Origin of the sequence: Pedobacter paludis (genome assembly GCF_003173575.1) — a bacterium.
GTDB classification, from domain to species: Bacteria; Bacteroidota; Bacteroidia; order Sphingobacteriales; family Sphingobacteriaceae; genus Pedobacter; species Pedobacter paludis.
The window spans coordinates 1-16,722 of record NZ_QGNY01000002.1; the positions used below are offsets into that span (position 1 = coordinate 1).

At 36.9% G+C, this 16,722-nt stretch carries 14 protein-coding genes; 11 read left to right on the top strand and 3 right to left on the bottom strand.

Going from position 1 to position 16,722, the window contains the following annotated elements:
- Positions 1-136: 136 nt before the first annotated feature.
- The 3 genes from DF947_RS04485 to DF947_RS04495 all read left to right on the top strand — a co-directional run bounded on the left by DF947_RS04485 (position 137) and on the right by DF947_RS04495 (position 2,561).
- Positions 137-691 (top strand): TlpA family protein disulfide reductase, encoded by a 555-nt coding sequence (locus tag DF947_RS04485; protein ID WP_109928527.1) that lies wholly within the window; start codon positions 137-139, stop codon positions 689-691.
- A gap of 355 nt (positions 692-1,046) precedes the next feature.
- The gene (locus tag DF947_RS04490; RefSeq protein WP_109928528.1) at positions 1,047-1,823 is read left to right on the top strand and encodes a TerC family protein; all 777 of its coding nucleotides are present in this window, start codon (positions 1,047-1,049) and stop codon (positions 1,821-1,823) included.
- A 105-nt stretch (positions 1,824-1,928) separates the two neighbouring features.
- A complete protein-coding gene (locus DF947_RS04495) occupies positions 1,929-2,561 on the top strand; it encodes a Pr6Pr family membrane protein (protein ID WP_109928529.1) in 633 nt (210 codons plus the stop codon).
- Here DF947_RS04495 and DF947_RS04500 read toward each other — a convergent pair.
- Positions 2,558-3,448: a bestrophin family protein gene (locus tag DF947_RS04500; protein ID WP_109928530.1), complete on the bottom strand. Its 891-nt coding sequence runs from the start codon at positions 3,446-3,448 to the stop codon at positions 2,558-2,560. The two genes, DF947_RS04495 and DF947_RS04500, sit on opposite strands and share 4 nt — an antisense overlap.
- Positions 3,449-3,582: 134 nt before the next feature.
- On the opposite strand from DF947_RS04500, the gene DF947_RS04505 reads away from it, so the two are divergent.
- Genes DF947_RS04505 through DF947_RS22180 form a run of 3 tightly spaced genes read left to right on the top strand, consistent with a single transcriptional unit; the run spans position 3,583 to position 5,523 of the window.
- The gene (locus tag DF947_RS04505; protein ID WP_109928531.1) at positions 3,583-5,103 is read left to right on the top strand and encodes an MFS transporter; all 1,521 of its coding nucleotides are present in this window, start codon (positions 3,583-3,585) and stop codon (positions 5,101-5,103) included.
- 9 nt (positions 5,104-5,112) lie between these two features.
- A complete protein-coding gene (locus DF947_RS04510) occupies positions 5,113-5,364 on the top strand; it encodes a DUF6814 family protein (protein WP_109928532.1) in 252 nt (83 codons plus the stop codon).
- A 15-nt stretch (positions 5,365-5,379) separates the two neighbouring features.
- Positions 5,380-5,523 carry a hypothetical protein gene (locus tag DF947_RS22180; protein ID WP_158526228.1) on the top strand — a complete coding sequence of 48 codons (144 nt, stop codon included), beginning with the start codon at positions 5,380-5,382 and terminating at the stop codon, positions 5,521-5,523.
- A gap of 135 nt (positions 5,524-5,658) precedes the next feature.
- Here the strand turns inward: DF947_RS22180 and DF947_RS04515 are convergent, their stop codons facing one another.
- Positions 5,659-6,843 (bottom strand): class I SAM-dependent rRNA methyltransferase, encoded by a 1,185-nt coding sequence (locus tag DF947_RS04515; RefSeq protein ID WP_109928533.1) that lies wholly within the window; start codon positions 6,841-6,843, stop codon positions 5,659-5,661.
- 67 nt (positions 6,844-6,910) lie between these two features.
- Complete coding sequence (locus DF947_RS04520; RefSeq protein WP_109928534.1) at positions 6,911-7,945, bottom strand: LacI family DNA-binding transcriptional regulator; 1,035 nt, start codon at positions 7,943-7,945, stop codon at positions 6,911-6,913.
- Positions 7,946-8,213: 268 nt separating this feature from the next.
- On the opposite strand from DF947_RS04520, the gene DF947_RS04525 reads away from it, so the two are divergent.
- Genes DF947_RS04525 through DF947_RS04545 form a run of 5 tightly spaced genes read left to right on the top strand, consistent with a single transcriptional unit; the run spans position 8,214 to position 16,670 of the window.
- A complete protein-coding gene (locus DF947_RS04525; protein WP_109928535.1) occupies positions 8,214-11,399 on the top strand; it encodes a SusC/RagA family TonB-linked outer membrane protein in 3,186 nt (1,061 codons plus the stop codon).
- 21 nt (positions 11,400-11,420) lie between these two features.
- Positions 11,421-13,217 (top strand): RagB/SusD family nutrient uptake outer membrane protein, encoded by a 1,797-nt coding sequence (locus tag DF947_RS04530; RefSeq protein WP_109928536.1) that lies wholly within the window; start codon positions 11,421-11,423, stop codon positions 13,215-13,217.
- 10 nt (positions 13,218-13,227) lie between these two features.
- Positions 13,228-14,826: a DUF5123 domain-containing protein gene (locus tag DF947_RS04535; RefSeq protein WP_109928537.1), complete on the top strand. Its 1,599-nt coding sequence runs from the start codon at positions 13,228-13,230 to the stop codon at positions 14,824-14,826.
- Between the two features lie 60 nt (positions 14,827-14,886).
- Positions 14,887-15,627, top strand: a complete 741-nt coding sequence (locus DF947_RS04540; RefSeq protein ID WP_109928538.1) for a rhamnogalacturonan acetylesterase — start codon at positions 14,887-14,889, stop codon at positions 15,625-15,627.
- Complete coding sequence (locus DF947_RS04545; protein WP_109928539.1) at positions 15,624-16,670, top strand: pectinesterase family protein; 1,047 nt, start codon at positions 15,624-15,626, stop codon at positions 16,668-16,670. Before DF947_RS04540 ends, DF947_RS04545 begins: the two co-directional genes overlap by 4 nt.
- Positions 16,671-16,722: the final 52 nt, after the last annotated feature.

Consider the following 16,722-nt stretch of genomic DNA (forward strand, 5'->3'; position numbering starts at 1 on the left):
GTATATGCACAGGCAGAGTAAAATTAAAATCAGGACCTATAAACGAAAAAATAGCAGCCAGAATGAACTAACTGCTATTTAAATTGTAATTTTTATTAATCCTGTATCGCTATTTCAGGACTAGTCAGCCTTCATAATGAAAACTTATTTAAGCACATTTCTTTTATTAATATCTTCATTTTTTGTCAAGGCACAAACGGAAACAGTGCGATGGGCAACTCAGGAAACTTTTTTTGAAGATTTAGTTGGCAAAGATTTACCAGCCTTTAAAGGACAAACAGTAAACAAAACTTCATTCCAAGAGGAAGACTTAAAAGGTTACATTGTTTTAATTAATTTTTGGTTTGAAAAGTGCCCACCATGCATAGCGGAAATGCCCGAACTGAATAAGCTTGTGAGTAAATACGCCAGTAAAAATGTTAGGTTTATTGCATTCACATACGATTTACCTGGCTCTGCGAAACGATTTCAAAAACGAAATGGCTATAAATATGAAATTGTAAGCTTAACCAAAGATGAAATTAGAAAGTTGAATATTAACCACGGCTTTCCCTCTAATATTTTAGTGGGCAAGGATGGTAAAATCTTATACGCAACTGCAAATATTTCTTTTTCAGATCCCGAATTTAAATCAAAATCGATCATCTTGGAAGAAAGGTTAAAAGCTGAGATTGAAAGAACTGTGCAATAAATAAAATCCTGACTTTTAGTTGATCAGTCTTAGCCAGACGGGCTTCTTTCTTTTTGACGTCAAAAAGACCTACAATGCAAGCTTGAACACCAATGAAAAAATACAAACTTGTGAAAAAACAAAAACCGCCGGCTGAAAATTTTTCTATTGAAGTTAAGGGTTAGGCTTGGGAAAGCTGTTCCGAAAAATTTGTTAGGCCAGATTTAATGTGAACGAAGATTCTCTACTCGGGCTCGACTAAACGTCTATATCGAGAACCTCTCATTAAATAAACCTTGTACAAACTAAATAGAAGTAAAAACTGTTCAATTAATCAGTTGCCTTTTATATCTTCGCCTTATCAGATAAAATAATTATGGAATTTTTAAGTACCCCAGAAGCCTGGATTTCTTTGTTAACGCTTACCGTTTTAGAAATTGTTTTAGGCATCGATAATATTGTTTTTATTTCTATCCTTTCGGGTAAGCTTCCAGAAAACCAACAGAAAAAAGCTCGCCAATTGGGTTTGGGTTTGGCAATGATTACCAGAGTATTGTTGTTACTGTCTTTGAGCTGGGTAATGACGTTAACTTCTACCTTATTTAATATGGGCAGCTGGATTGGCATAAACAGTGGCGATTGGTTCGAGAAACTTGCAATATCTGGTCGCGATTTAATTTTAATTGTTGGTGGATTGTTCTTGATTTATAAAAGCACACATGAAATCCATAATAAATTGGAAGGTGAGGAAGATGCTGAAGGCAACACAAAAGCGCACTCTTTTTGGCCAACAATTGTGCAGATTTTAATTCTGGATGTTGTATTTTCTCTAGACTCTGTAATTACCGCCGTTGGAATGGCAGAGCACATCGAAATTATGATTGCAGCCGTTGTAATTGCCGTAATTATTATGATGATCTCTGCAGGCTCTATTAGCGATTTTGTAAACAAGCACCCAACCGTAAAAATGCTTGCGCTTTCATTTTTACTTCTAATTGGTGTGTCTCTTTTGGCCGAAGGTTTAGATCAACACATACCTAAAGGATATGTTTATTTTGCAATGGCGTTCTCTGTACTGGTAGAAATGCTTAATCTGAAAATGAAAAAGAATACAAAAAAACCCATTAAGTTAAGAAATACACCGAATAAGTAATTTCTATATTTAAAAATTGCCTAAAAGCAATTTCTTATAATATGCTTATCTTAGTTTTAGATAGGCATATTTTTTTGGCTATATTAATCATCTCCTACTTTATTTATGAATTCTTTAACAGGCAAAAAAATTTTCATAATGCTTGCTGCGCTAATCGCATGGTTTGCAATTAGTCTTCAGTTTAACATTAGCTTGAAGCTTTTGAATGGCGATTATTCGGCCACAATTAAATTATTCATGTCTTTTTTTACGGTTACAACCAACATAATTATTGCCATATGTTTCGCAACATTGTGGCTGTTTGAAGAGAGTTCGCTAGGAAAGTTTTTTTCAAAACCAAAGACTTTAACTGCAATTACGGTTTACATATCAGTTGTTGGCCTCGTATACAATGCTGTTTTAAGGGGATTGGTTTCGCCTATGGGCTGGGCAAGAGTTGCCGATGAATTACTCCACGTAGTTGATCCATTAATTTTTATAGCCTTTTGGATTTTTTATGTTGATAAATCTAAGCTAGAATATCGTGATGCTAAATTATGGATGATTTATCCTCTGCTCTATGTTATTTTTATAGTTATTAGAGGCGCTATAATCGGTCAATATCCTTATCCATTTATAAACGTAACAGATTTAGGCTATCCAAAAGCCATTATAAATGCTTTAGTAGTTGTTGTTATATTCTATCTTCTTTCTATTTTCTTAATTTTTATTGGAAAAAAAATAACTGAAAAGCACTAAAGAATGTACTCTTCATTAATGGGTTTTATTGGCTCTGGAATTTCATCTTCTTCGAGCATTTGCAATAGATTTATTTCTATAGTTCGGGTAATTTGATTAAGCGGAACGCCTGCTGAATTATTTTCGAATGGATTGACCAAACTCATCCCATTAATTTGGGTAGAAACAAATACAAAACCGATTAACCAGCCTAAAAAGATAGAGGCAATCCCCGCTGACTGGCTAATAACCAATGTAAAAGTAACTACGAAAAGCCAAATAAAAACTTTGGTTAAATAAGTATATGTAGTGGGAAAGATGGTGTTTTTTATCCGCTCGCTCATGCCCATCGAATCCGAAAAGCGGGTAAGCATCTCATTAATTTCGATAAACCGAAAACCATCAATTGCATTTGATTTTGAAAGTTTTTGTAAATCTCTCGATTGAATATTTAAAATCGCGTTGTGGGCATTATTATGTTTCTCAATTTCTCTTAAGTCTTCCTCGCTTAAATACTTGATGTATATTTCATCGACAGCTCCTCGGAGGTTTGCCTTTAGTGCATACAAAAATGCAATGTGGCGATGGATCATTCGTTTAACGGTTTCATCATCCTGATCAACATAGTTGATCAAATTCCTTGCAAAAGAACGAGAATCGTTTACCAGAGCGCCCCAAATTTTACGGGCTTCCCACCATCTATCATAAGCCTGATTGTTATTAAAACCAATAAAAAAGGCGATTGCCGTACCTAGAACCGTAGGGATTATGGTTGGGATTTCGAAGTGATGGGCGATTAAATAAGCTCTAACAAAGTACGCTGCCGTACAAGATGCGATCATAATTAAATCTACCTGCCAGGTGTTTCTTAAAATTCTACTTAGTCTAATATTCTGTATTAAAAGCATATGTTATGTTTAGCAATTGAAAATACAAAAGAAAAGCTGAAATGTTTCATCTGTAAAAATTTAAAGTGTACTTCTTTAGGTTACTGATTTGTAATACAAATGTTTATCTTAGAAAAACCAAATATTCCTATTTTATGAGCGAAACCTTACCGAAGAATAATATTTTTAAAGTTATTGGAGCCTCATCTCTCGGCACTTTAATAGAATGGTACGACTTTTACATTTTTGGCAGTCTTGCTGTAATCATTGGTCATCAGTTATTTCCCGAAGATGCGGGTGCTTCAGCCCTAATCAACACGCTTGCCATTTTTGCCGCTGGTTTTATTGTTCGCCCTTTTGGTGCACTTGTTTTTGGGAGGCTTGGCGATTTAATAGGGCGGAAATACACCTTCTTATTAACCCTGGTTTTAATGGGTGGCTCAACATTCTTTATAGGTTTAATTCCATCCTATAGAAGCATTGGTTATGCGGCACCAATTTTAGTTTTAATTTTAAGGTTGATCCAAGGCTTAGCGCTTGGCGGAGAATATGGTGGTGCGGCAACCTATGTAGCCGAACATGCCCCTAAAAATAGAAGAGGTTTTTTTACCAGCTGGATTCAAACTACAGCAACTTTGGGTTTGTTCCTTTCTTTGGGTGTTATCGTTATTACCAAAAACCTTTTGGGTGCCGAAACCTTTGGCAATTGGGGCTGGAGAATTCCCTTTTTACTTTCTATTGTGCTGGTTGTGGTTTCAATCTACATCCGCATGAAGATGCATGAATCGCCTATGTTTTCGAAGCTGAAGGCTGAAGGAAATATTTCTAAAAACCCGCTTAAAGAAAGTTTTAACAATAAAGGAAACTTCAAAATGGTATTGCTGGCTTTGTTTGGCGCAACCATGGGGCAAGGGGTTATTTGGTACACCGGCCAGTTTTATGCACAGTCTTTTTTAGAGAATACCTGTAAACTAGATTTTAACGATTCTCGATACATTTTACTTTGGGGCATTGCTTTTGCAACACCATTTTTTGTAATCTTTGGGGCTTGGAGCGATAAAGTAGGTCGGAAGTGGATTATGTTAAGCGGAATGTTGCTGGGTATAATCTTTTACCGTCCGATTTATCAGATTTTTTTAGATGATACGGATTTTACCAAAATTGAAAAAAATGATATTTTATCTTCGTCACCAACAACCAAATCTATTTTAATAGAGGGTACACAAGACAGCTTAAAAACTGTGACAACCAAAGTATTATTGAAAAACGGAGCTTCTTTTAACATTATTCAAGCCGATACTGTTTCCGTTACGAAAGGGTTATTGCCTGTTAAGGAAATCATGAAAGACAAAGTTTTGCCAACCGCTGTTTTTTGGAAATTTGTTGGGTTAATTTTCTTTCAAATTCTATTGGTAACAATGGTTTATGGACCTATTGCGGCATTTTTGGTCGAGCTGTTCCCAACCAAAATCAGATACACATCTATGTCTTTACCTTACCATATTGGCAACGGTGTTTTTGGAGGATTAGTGCCTTTTATTGCAACCCTAATTGCAAGTTTTGCTGGTGCAACGCCCCTGTCAGGATTATGGTATCCAATTGGAATTGCTGCGCTGAGCTTAGTTATTGGAACGGTTTATTTATCGAACAAAAGAGACGAAAACATTAACGATTAAAGAGAAAACATGAACGCGTTAAAGAAATTTTTAGGTATAATCTGGATGGTTACTGGTCCGCTGGCAATGGCTTTTTTAATTGTACAGGCCATACAAAAAGTAGGATTAACCCATACCGATATTGAACGAACCAATACCATTCTGCAGTGGGCAATTATTCTGTTCATTTTCTTCCCGATCAGTATTGGCTTGGTGATTTTTGGATTTTACGCAGTGAAAGGCGAGTATGATAAATTACCATCAAGTTCGGAGGAGATTTAGGTTTGTTACATAATAATGAGGTTTATTAGCCTTGCAACTACCATAATCATGGTTGCAGATCGTAAAATTTTGGCTAAAGCCTTGGATGTTCATAAATTGTTGCGTTGGTTGAAACCAATGGGAAAGATATTGCAATTTATTGGCTACTCGGGATGTTAGCAAAAGCGCATCTTATGCTTTGATAACACTGGACTTTAATTCGGTGAAGGTTTTTCCTTTGAAACGGGGAGAACATTAAAAAAGCAATGCAGTGTTTCCAAATAATTAAGAAGGCCTAAAATTAACTCAATAGATTTATAGCACCCTTAACAGTAATCCTTTTAAATATTCCCCTTCAGAAAAAGAGATTCGAACTGGATGATCTTCCGGCTGGCAAAACTGTTTGATAATTTGAACTTCTTTGCCCGCGTCTAAAGCAGCCCAAGCAATAATCTGTTTAAAAGTTTCGATATCTACAGCTCCAGAACATGAAAATGTAGCAAGTAATCCACCTTTTTCTAAAAGCAGCATACCTAAGCGGTTTAAATCTTTGTAAGCTCTTGCTGCCCTATCCAAAGCTGAACGCGACGGTGCATATTTTGGTGGATCTAATACAATTACATCAAAGGTCTCACCTGATTCTTTAAATGCTCGAAGCTGTTTGTTTACATCAGATTGAATGGCCACAACCTTTGTTTCTTCGAAATCATTTAAGGCAATATTTTGCTTTAAAGTTTCTACGGCAAGTGCCGAACTATCTACACTAGTAATGCTCAGAGCACCGTTGGCTAAGCTATTTAAACTAAAACCACCACTATAACTAAAACAATCCAAAACTTTTTTACCTTTTGTATAGCTGGCCAAAATTTTTCTGTTGTCTCGCTGATCGCAATAAAATCCCGATTTTTGCCCTTCGGCAATATTGATGTTGTAAATGATTCCGTTTTCCTTTACCTCTAGCAATTCTGGCGGATTTTCGCCCCAAATTAATCCATTCTCTATCGGTAAACCTTCGTGGGTACGAGCTGTGGCATCGCTCTTATCAAAAATTCCTTTTGGACTGAGCTCATTTTTTAGTATTTCAACGATTTGATTTTTAACTTTTTCTATCCCAGAACTTAAAATCTGAAAGGAAAGAAAATCAGCATATTTATCTACAATTAAGCCGGGCAGAAAATCGGCCTCACTAAAAACCAAACGGCAAGTATTCGTTTCATCTGTTAAAATAAACTGACGTGAAGCAATGGCTTGTTTTAAGCGGTTTTCGTACCAAGTCCTATCAATGACTTGATTTTCGTCCCATTCCAAAAGCCGAACGGCAACCCTAGAATTGCTGTTGAAATATCCATAAGCTAGAAATTCGTTATCGAAAGCAAAAACTTTAACAACATCGCCATCTTCCGGTTTTCCCTTTACTTTTTCTAATGCTCCAGAAAATACCCATGGATGTCTTTGTAACGCCGCCTTTTCTTTGCCCTTTTTTAATACGATTTCTACCATATCGCAAAGGTAATAATTAGTTTGGAGTTAAGCGTTTGAGTTTTAGAGTACCTTAAAGACAAAAGAACTACAAAAACCGGTTTCCTAGGTTTTTCTTCATTCTAACCAATTCCGTATCCAAAATCTTAGTTTCAAATTCGGTTATTGGTCTTTTTGCCTCAATCATAGAAATTAGCAATTCTGTTGCTACTTGCCCAATTTCAAAAGCGGGTTGCTTTACAGAAGTTAAAGAAGGCGAAAACAACTCAACCAAATTGGAGTTCGTAAAACCAGCGATTGCAATTTTATGGGCAACTTCTGGATTGGTGTTTTTCAGGGCCAAGATACAGCCCGTGGTGAGTCTATCACTTGAAATAAAAATGCCATCTGGTTTTAAGGGCAAAAGTTCTTTAACCGCTTGCTCTAATTCGGCACTATGCATACCGCCATGTTGGCAATACTTTACCAATTCGGGTTTAAATTCTATATGATATTTTGTTAAAGCCGCTTTATAGCCTTCTAATCTTTCTTTTGTATTAGATAAGGTTTCGGAATTGGTTAAATGCGCTATAACTCTTTTTCCGGATAGGATTAAATGTTCTGTTGCATCAAAAGAACCTTTAAAATTATTGGCGATTACTTTATGGGTTTCAAAATTTTCGGGCACCCGATCGAAGAAAACAATTGGTAATCCTTTTGCATATAAATCTCTTAAATAATCTATATCCTGTGTTTCAGAAGATAGTGCGATTAATAAACCATCAATTGAACGTGAGGCTAAGTGTTCTACGTTAAGTTTTTCCTGCTTATACGACTCATGACTTTGAGAAATGATTACATGGTAATCCTTATTGTATGCAATCGATTCTATTCCATTTATCACCTGCGAAAAAAAGTTGTTTGCGATCTCGCTAACAATAATTCCGATTGAATAGCTTCTGCGCTCCTTTAAACTTCTTGCAATTGGATTTGCACGGTAATTTACCTTCTCTGCATAGGCTAAAACAATCTTTTTAGTCTCTTCACTAATTTCATAACGGTCTCTTAAAGCTCTGGAAACCGTTGATGTGGATAGCCCCAAAGCCTTAGCAATATCTTTTATGGTAGAAGTTTCAAATCTCATTTTTAGTACTTGCTCCCAAGTTACAAAAAATATCTCTTTTGGAATTCGAAACCGACCTAATAAATAAACGTTAAAACAACGTTTTTGGGAACGTTTGCACACTTTTTTGGTTAAATCTGTCGGCAATCGGTTTTAAGTTTGTAAAATTGTTAGATCAACGTAACCAAATATTAACAAACAATAACTTTCCAATAAAGAATTATATTCTTCATGCAAGCGATTGCATCATTTTTCCAAGAAACCAAATTAATCCAATAAATACATAATTATGAGCAGAGTTTTACTCTTTTTAGCATTTCTCTCATTTTCCTTTGGCATTTCGAGTGTACAGGCCCAAACTAGGCAACTTACCGGAACCGTAAAAGACAAATCAGATGGACAGCCACTGGTGGGCGTAAGTGTAACGGTTAAGGATTCAAAAACAGGATCGAGCACCGATGCAAATGGCGTTTTCAAAATCAGCGTACCTGCGAATGGCACTGTATTAACCTTCACTTATGTTGGTTATAAAACAAGAAGCATTACCGTTGGCAATCAAACAAAATTAGAGGTAATTTTGGAAGAGGATGCAAATACCCTTCAGGAAGTTACGGTAAATGTAGGTTATGGAACGGTACGCAAAAAAGATTTAACTGGCGCTGTGTCTTCTGTTGGTGCCGATGTAATCGCTGCAGCACCTGTTTCTTCGGCCCTAGAAGCCATACAAGGCCGAGTTGCCGGTATTAATATCTCATCATCAGAAGGATCTCCCGATGCACAAATTAATGTTAGGGTTAGAGGTGGCGGTTCCATTACAGGCGATAATTCTCCGCTTTATATTGTTGATGGTTTTCCCGTAACTTCTATAGCGGATATTGCACCTCAGGATATAGAATCTATTGATGTATTAAAAGATGCTTCATCAACCGCTATTTATGGGGCTAGAGGAGCTAACGGCGTAATATTGGTTACCACCAAAAATAGTAAGGATGGAAAAACAAACATTACTTACAATGTTTTTGCGGGTACGAGAAAATTGGCTAAAAAATTAGATGTATTATCTGCATCTGATTATGTGCACTGGCAATATGAAAGATCACTTTTAGATGCTTCGCCAACAGATTACACACAATATTTTGGAAATTATCAGGACATTGATCTGTACGATAACATCAATGAAAATAATTGGCAAGACCTGGTTTTCGGCCGCACGGGAACAACGTTTAATCAAAATTTAAGCATTACGGGCGGTAGCGATAAAACCAAATACAGCTTAAGCCACAGTTTTGTAAATGACAAGGCCATAATGCAAATGTCGGATTTTAAAAGGCAGAACATCAGCTTTAAATTAAACCACAAATTATACGATAAACTTACCTTGGATTTTGGATTACGCTATGCCGATACCAAAACCAACGGTGGCGGTGCCAATGAGCAAAATGAAAAATCGTCTGCTGATTCACGTTTGAAATATGCAATTCTTTATCCTCCTTTCCCGGTACCGGGATTAACATCATCAACAGATACCAACGATGAGTTTAATCTGTATAACCCTTTGGTAGCCATATCTGATAATGATCAGTACGTTCATCGTAAGGCATATAACATTAATGGTGCTATGACCTACGAGATCATCGATAATTTAAGGTTACGATCGGAGGTTGGCTACGATGGACTTAGAAATGATCAGGATCGTTTTTATGGCATTACAACTTACTACGTTAAAAATCTTGCCGATTATCCCAACTTACCGGCAATTATTTCAATGAATACAAACAGAAATAGTTTCAGAAACACCAATACCTTAAACTATAACTTTAATAAAATTCTTGGAAAAAACCATAATCTTACGGTTTTACTTGGGCAGGAATATATTAAAACAGAGCAAAATACTTTAACTACAGAGGTTCATGGCTTTCCAAAATCGTTTGCTTTTGAGCAGACTAGAGTACTAACTACCCAGGGTAAAGCCACTACCATAGACAATAATTTTTCGCCTGACGATAAATTGCTTTCATTTTTTGGCCGAGCCAATTACGATTACAAAGGCAAATATTTATTAAGCGCTACCTTTAGGGCAGATGGTTCATCTAAATTTTCTCCAGAAAACCACTGGGGTTATTTCCCATCGGTTTCTGCAGGTTGGAGAATTTCTCAGGAAAAGTTTATGGAAGGCACAAAATCTTGGCTGACAGACTTAAAGCTTAGAGCCAGTTACGGTGCTGCAGGGAATAACAATATTCCTCCAGGACAAATCACTCAATCTTTCCAAAATTCTACCACAACCTGGATCAATGGTTTCAACAACTATTGGGCGGCATCAAAAATTATGGCCAATCCAGATTTGAAATGGGAAACCAATGTAACCAGAAATATAGGATTAGACTTCGCTTTGCTCAATTCTAAAATTACAGGTACAGTTGATGCTTATTTGAATAAGACAAAGGATTTATTGATTTTGTTCCCAGTTGGAGGCACAGGATACGATGCCCAATACCGAAATTTAGGTCAAACTCAGAATAAGGGTATCGAACTTTCTGTAAACTGGAATGCAATAAAGGAAAAGAATTTCGATCTTTCTGTAAATGCGAACATCAGTTTCAACAGAAACAAAGTATTATCGCTAGGTTCGGTTAAAAATATCAATGGAACATCTGGATGGGCTTCAACAGAAATTGGTGTAGATTATCTGGTAGAAGAAGGTGCTTCAATCGGACGCATTTATGGTTATAAGAGTGCTGGCAGATACGAAGTCTCGGACTTTACAGGATACAACTCGACAACTGGCAAATGGATCTTAAAACCTGGTATAGTTGATGCAACATCATTTGTCGGAACTGTTCGTCCTGGTACAATGAAGATCGAAGACATTTCTGGCGATGGAAAAATAGATTTATCTGATCGTTCTATTATCGGAAATACCAACCCGTTAAATACGGGTGGTTTTTCACTTAACTCAAGAATTTATGATTTTGATCTTGGTGCATATTTTAATTGGAGCTATGGCAACGATGTTTACAATGCAAATAAGATCGAGTATACTTCTACAAGTAAATACGCTTCTAGAAATCTAAGTTCTATTATGGAAACCGGACAGCGCTGGACAAATTTAAGGGCTGACGGAACAATCAGTAACGATCCGGCTGAGTTAACAGCAATGAATACAAATACCACGTTATGGTCGCCTTATACCAAAACTTTTGTATTGAGCGATTGGGCTGTAGAAGATGGTTCATTTTTAAGACTATCTACAATTACCTTAGGTTATACATTACCAGAAAAGATATCGCGTAAGTTAAAAATGAAAAAATTAAGATTTTACGCTTCTGGTTACAACTTATGGTTATGGACCAATTATACCGGATTTGATCCGGAGGTTTCGACCAGAAGAAATACTCCATTAACACCAGGAGTGGATTATTCTGCTTATCCAAGAAGTAAATCTTACGTTTTTGGATTAAACGCAAATTTCTAGAAGATCATTAATTTTAAGAAAATGAAAAAGATTATATATACGCTATTCATCATTACAGGTATAACCCTTGTAAGCAGCTGTAAAAAAACATTGGATGCTCCAACACAATCATCCTTAGACGAATCTGTTATTTTTTCGACACCAAGTTTAGCTGAAGGCGCTATTGCAGGCGTTTTGCAGTCATTTGGCGAAACCAATTCATACAGAGGTCGTTTTTTGGTTTATTATGGACTTAATAATGATACCGAGGTATACAATACCTTAAAATCTGTTGATGATGACAAGGCTAAACTTTCCAATTACAATTGTAATGTAAACAATAGCCAAATGAATACAACTGATAATGCATGGGCGAAATTTTATGAGGGAATTGAAAGAGCTAACCTGGCTATTAGAGGGATTAGAACCTACGGTAAAATAGAAAGCAATCCTGCAATGGCTCAAATTCTGGGCGAAATTTTAACCTTAAGAGCCGTTTTATACAACGATTTGATAAAAGGATGGGGCGATGTTCCTGCACGCTTTGAGCCCATTACTTCAGCAACTTCTTATTTGCCAAGAAGCGATAGAGATGTGATTTACAAACAATTATTGGCTGATTTAAATGAAGCTGCAGGTTACCTGCCATGGCCAAATGAAAGCGCAACAACAGCTAAAGTAGAACGCGTAAACAAAGCCTTTGCAAAAGGTTTAAGAGCACGTTTGGCTTTGGCAGCAGGTGGTTATGCACAACGTTTGGATGGAACCATTAAGTTAAGTTCCGACCCTGAGCTGGCTCATGATAAAATGTATGCCATTGCCAAAAAAGAATGTTTGGAAATTATTGCCAGTGGTAAATTAAAATTACTTGGATTTGAGGAGGTTTTCAGAAAATTAAATGAAGAAACTGGAGCGGCAGGATTAGAATCGATGTGGGAAATCCCGTTTAGCGATGGTAGAGGAAGGGTTATTTTTGATTTGGGCGTGAAACACCTTAAAACAGATCAATATACCGGTCAAAATAAAGGTGGAACGGATGGACCAAACCCAATAATGCTATATGAGTATGATAATGAGGATGTACGCAGAGATGTAACCGTTGTACCTTACGAATGGGATGGTGGTGATGGAACAAAAGGAGCCGCACAGGTACCTTCAGCGCTTGGTCGTTTGTATTTTGGTAAATACCGTTACGAGTGGATGAAAAGAAGAGTAACTTCTACAAATGATGATGGATTGAATTGGATGTACATGCGTTATGCGGACGTAGTTTTAATGGCGGCAGAAGCCGTTAACGATATTGATGGGCCAGCTGCAGCAGCACCGTATTTAAAAATGATCCGTGATCGGGCTTTCCCTACTGCACCAGCAAAAGTTACGGCTTTCATGGCAACGGCTACGGCTTCAAAATCAGCATTTTTTGATGCGGTTGTAAATGAAAGAGCATTGGAATTTACTGGAGAAATGCTTAGAAAAGCAGATTTGATTCGCTGGAACTTATTAGGCGCAAAGTTAGCCGAAGCAAAAACCAAATTACAGCAATTAGAAAACAGACAGGGTAAATACGCTACACTTCCTACCAAAATTTATTATAAAACCTTAGCAAATGGTGAAACCGTTGAAATTTACGGATTAAAATTCGGAGATACCGATGCACAGGGTGTTGCGCTGGGTTATCCATCAAGTAAGTCTTGGACAATGGTTACAGCTGGCGAGGCTGTTTCTTACTGGAACGCACTCTACACCAAAGATCCAAATCTGCAGCAATATTGGCCAATCTGGCAAGTATTCCTAGATTCATCAAATGGATTATTGAATAACAAACCTTTAAATCTATAAAATCAAGGTTATGAAAAAGAATAAAATATATGCTTACATCTTCTTTCTGATGACGATTGTTAGTTTATCGGCCTGTAAGAAGAATGATATTGAAGAAATTACCACGCTTGATGTAGCCAGAGTATTTTCTAGTCCAGGTTTAACCGCCACGGTGGTAAATAAAACGGGGGTAAAATTATCGTGGAATGTTGTTCCCAATGCAAAAACATATACCATAGAGGTTTTCGAAACGGCAGATTTTTCTGGCACAGCCTTCAAAATTGTAAAGGATATTACTGCTGCACAATTACCTTATACCGTAACTGGCCTAGCAGGAAATACACAATATGCCATTAGAGTTAAGGGCGTAGGAGATGGCATTCAGGATTCTAAATATGTGAGCGTTAGTGTAAAAACAGAACCTGAGCAAATTTTTCAGGATGTAAATGCAGCAAAACTGACTTCAACATCGGTTACCTTAAACTGGCCAGCAGGAGAAAACGTAACCACCATTACGCTTAATCCCGGTTCTATAAGCCGTGCCCTAACTCCGGCAGAAATTGCAGCTGGCGAAGTTACCTTTACAGGTTTAACTCCTAAAGTAACTTACACATCAACTTTATTATTAAATGCTGCCATTAGAGGAACCAAATCTTTCACTACTCCTGCGCAATTGCCAACAGGATCAGATGTTGTGGTTTTAGCTGCAACCGATGATTTGGCTGCCATGATTCAAGCGGCTACAAAAAGCACAAGATTTGTAATTTTAGAAGGATCTAAATACAATTCTGATGTGGCCTTTACCTTACCTGCCGGAATAGACATTAGTATAATCGGAGAAGTAGCTCCAATCAAACCAATTGTTTCCTTTACGCAGATTATCTTGCCTTTAACAGGTGGAAAATTGCATTTTGAAAACGTAGACTTAACTGCTTACGCAAAAGGAGATGAGACAACAACCAGACGTCAGTACATCATTAACCAGAGTACGGCTACAAACTTTGATGAGGTTTCTTTTGAAAACTGCAACATCCGTAATTTTGTAAACACGCCAATGCGTATTCAAAGTTCAAATGCCATTACGATCAATAAATTTATTGTGAATAATTGTATCATCGATAACATTAGTGTAGCCGATGCCGGGCCAGGTGCCGGTAACTATGCCTTCATTAATTCCAATGTGGCTACAGGAAAAATAAATAACATCACCTTAACCAACAATACCTTTTCTAACATTGGTTATGGTTTAATTCTTCATAACGTATCCCCATCCCTTTCGGTTACTATAGAGAATAACACATTCTACAATGTAGTTGGTGATGGTAGATATTTTATTGATTATAATGCACAAACGATTGCGAATGGTTTTTCTTTCAAAAACAATATCGTTGCGAAAACGCTTTCTCCATTGGCAACCGCAAGAGGAATTAGATCTGGAACAGCACCTACGGTTGCCAACAATTTCCAAACTTCTGATGTAGTATTTGCAGCTAATCCTATTCCTAGCATTACAGCTTATACCGGAGCAAGCACCAGCTTATTTACAGCGCCAACAACTAAGAACTTCAAAATAAAAGATGATGGATTTGCTGGAAAAAGCACCTCGGGTGATCCTAGATGGAGATTATAAAATAATTCGGTTTAAGAAATGGGGCTTTTAGAGCCCCATTTTTTTTGATAAATTTAAACGATGAATAAACAAGCCTTCAAATTTCTACCTATACTTTGTGTACTCATTTTAATGTCTTTCACATTGCTGCAGAAGAAAACCACTTTATACATTATCGGCGATTCTACAGCAGCCAACAAAAAGCCTGAAGCTTATCCCGAAACGGGTTGGGGAATGGAATTACAATCTTTTTTTAAAAACGATGTTATAGTTGATAATCGGGCATTAAATGGAAGAAGTACAAAATCCTTTCAAACCGAAAAACATTGGCAACCCATTTTGGATCAATTAATTCCTGGCGATTATGTTTTTATTGAATTTGGGCATAACGATGAAAAAATAGATAAGCCTGCAATTGGAACATCACTTCAAGAATTTAAAGCCAATCTGATTAAATTTGTAAACGAAACCCGAAGTAAAAAAGCCTTCCCGGTTCTGTTAACGCCAATCTCCAGACGGAGTTTTAAAAATGGTGTTCTGATGGATTCTCATGGAGATTATCCTAGCGTGACCAGAAAAGTTGCAGATTCGTTAAATGTTCCGTTAATCGATATGCTGGTTAAAACTGAAAGTCTGTTAAATCGCATGGGCGATCTTCCCTCAATCAAATTATTTAATCACGTAGATTCCGGAAATGTGAATTATCCCACAGGCAAAAAAGACGATACACATTTAAGTCCCGAAGGGGCTAAACAAGTTGCCCAATTGGTGGTCAACGGAATTAAGGAACAAAAACTGAGTTTAGCCAAAAAATTAAAATGATAATTAAATTTTCAATAACATCTTTCAATATAAAAGCGGTTTTTGCTGGTTTTTCATTCACAATATTATTAATTCTATTTCAGCACAATTGTAATGCACAAGCTCCAAGCTATCCTCAAGAAATTACCGTTTCTCAAGATGGTACAGGAAATTATAAATCCATTCAGGAAGCTTTGAATTCAATTAGAGATTTAGGCGAAAAGGAAGTTAAAATTTTAATTAAAAACGGAACCTATAGAGAAAAAATCATCATCCCATCTTGGAAAACGAAAATCAAATTAATTGGCGAAAGCAGAGAAAATACAATTATAACATTCGGCGATTTCTCTGGCAAAATAAATCCATTAGGCAAAGACGCCTTTGGCAAGGATAAATTTTCTACTTACACTTCTTACACGCTTTTAGTTGAAGCTGATGATGTAACCATAGAAAATTTAACCATTACAAATGATGCAGGAGCTGTGGGACAAGCGGTTGCACTTCACGTTGGGGGTGATCGTTTTGTGGCGAAAAAATGTACAATTTTAGGTCATCAGGATACCTTATACGGCGCTACAGAAAATAGCAGGCAAATTTACTTCGACTGCTATATTGAAGGAACTACCGATTTTATATTTGGTAAAGCGACCATGGTATTTAAACATTGTACCATTAAAAGCTTGAGTAATTCTTACGTAACCGCAGCCGCAACATCTCCTCGACAAAAATTTGGCCTTGTGTTTTTTGATTGCAATTTAATTGCAGAAAATACGGTAACTAAAGTTTATTTAGGCAGACCATGGAGGCCTTTCGCCAAAACAGTTTTTATTAATTGTGAGCTTGGCAAACACATTGTTGCAGAAGGCTGGAATCCGTGGAAAGGCGATGCTATGTTTCCTGATAAAGAAAAAACGGCTTACTATGCTGAATACCAAAGCAAGGGATTGGGCGCTTCTCCGAGAACTCGTGTTTCTTGGTCGAAACAATTAAGCGATAAGGAAGCTAAAAGTTATACCAACCAAAATATTTTAAAGGGACTGGATAACTGGAATCCGGTTAGATAAAAAGGCTTAACTCAAGTACTAGTCGTAACGAGGCGCTACGACTAGGTATGGA

Excerpts from the sequence above, each read along its gene's own strand:
- DF947_RS04485 (WP_109928527.1), top strand. The coding sequence starts at position 137 with ATGAAAACTTATTTAAGCACATTTCTTTTATTAATATCTTCATTTTTT.
- DF947_RS04490 (WP_109928528.1), top strand. The coding sequence starts at position 1,047 with ATGGAATTTTTAAGTACCCCAGAAGCCTGGATTTCTTTGTTAACGCTT.
- DF947_RS04495 (WP_109928529.1), top strand. The coding sequence starts at position 1,929 with ATGAATTCTTTAACAGGCAAAAAAATTTTCATAATGCTTGCTGCGCTA.
- DF947_RS04500 (WP_109928530.1), bottom strand. The coding sequence starts at position 3,448 with ATGCTTTTAATACAGAATATTAGACTAAGTAGAATTTTAAGAAACACC.
- DF947_RS04505 (WP_109928531.1), top strand. The coding sequence starts at position 3,583 with ATGAGCGAAACCTTACCGAAGAATAATATTTTTAAAGTTATTGGAGCC.
- DF947_RS04510 (WP_109928532.1), top strand. The coding sequence starts at position 5,113 with ATGAACGCGTTAAAGAAATTTTTAGGTATAATCTGGATGGTTACTGGT.
- DF947_RS22180 (WP_158526228.1), top strand. The coding sequence starts at position 5,380 with ATGAGGTTTATTAGCCTTGCAACTACCATAATCATGGTTGCAGATCGT.
- DF947_RS04515 (WP_109928533.1), bottom strand. The coding sequence starts at position 6,843 with ATGGTAGAAATCGTATTAAAAAAGGGCAAAGAAAAGGCGGCGTTACAA.
- DF947_RS04520 (WP_109928534.1), bottom strand. The coding sequence starts at position 7,945 with ATGAGATTTGAAACTTCTACCATAAAAGATATTGCTAAGGCTTTGGGG.
- DF947_RS04525 (WP_109928535.1), top strand. The coding sequence starts at position 8,214 with ATGAGCAGAGTTTTACTCTTTTTAGCATTTCTCTCATTTTCCTTTGGC.
- DF947_RS04530 (WP_109928536.1), top strand. The coding sequence starts at position 11,421 with ATGAAAAAGATTATATATACGCTATTCATCATTACAGGTATAACCCTT.
- DF947_RS04535 (WP_109928537.1), top strand. The coding sequence starts at position 13,228 with ATGAAAAAGAATAAAATATATGCTTACATCTTCTTTCTGATGACGATT.
- DF947_RS04540 (WP_109928538.1), top strand. The coding sequence starts at position 14,887 with ATGAATAAACAAGCCTTCAAATTTCTACCTATACTTTGTGTACTCATT.
- DF947_RS04545 (WP_109928539.1), top strand. The coding sequence starts at position 15,624 with ATGATAATTAAATTTTCAATAACATCTTTCAATATAAAAGCGGTTTTT.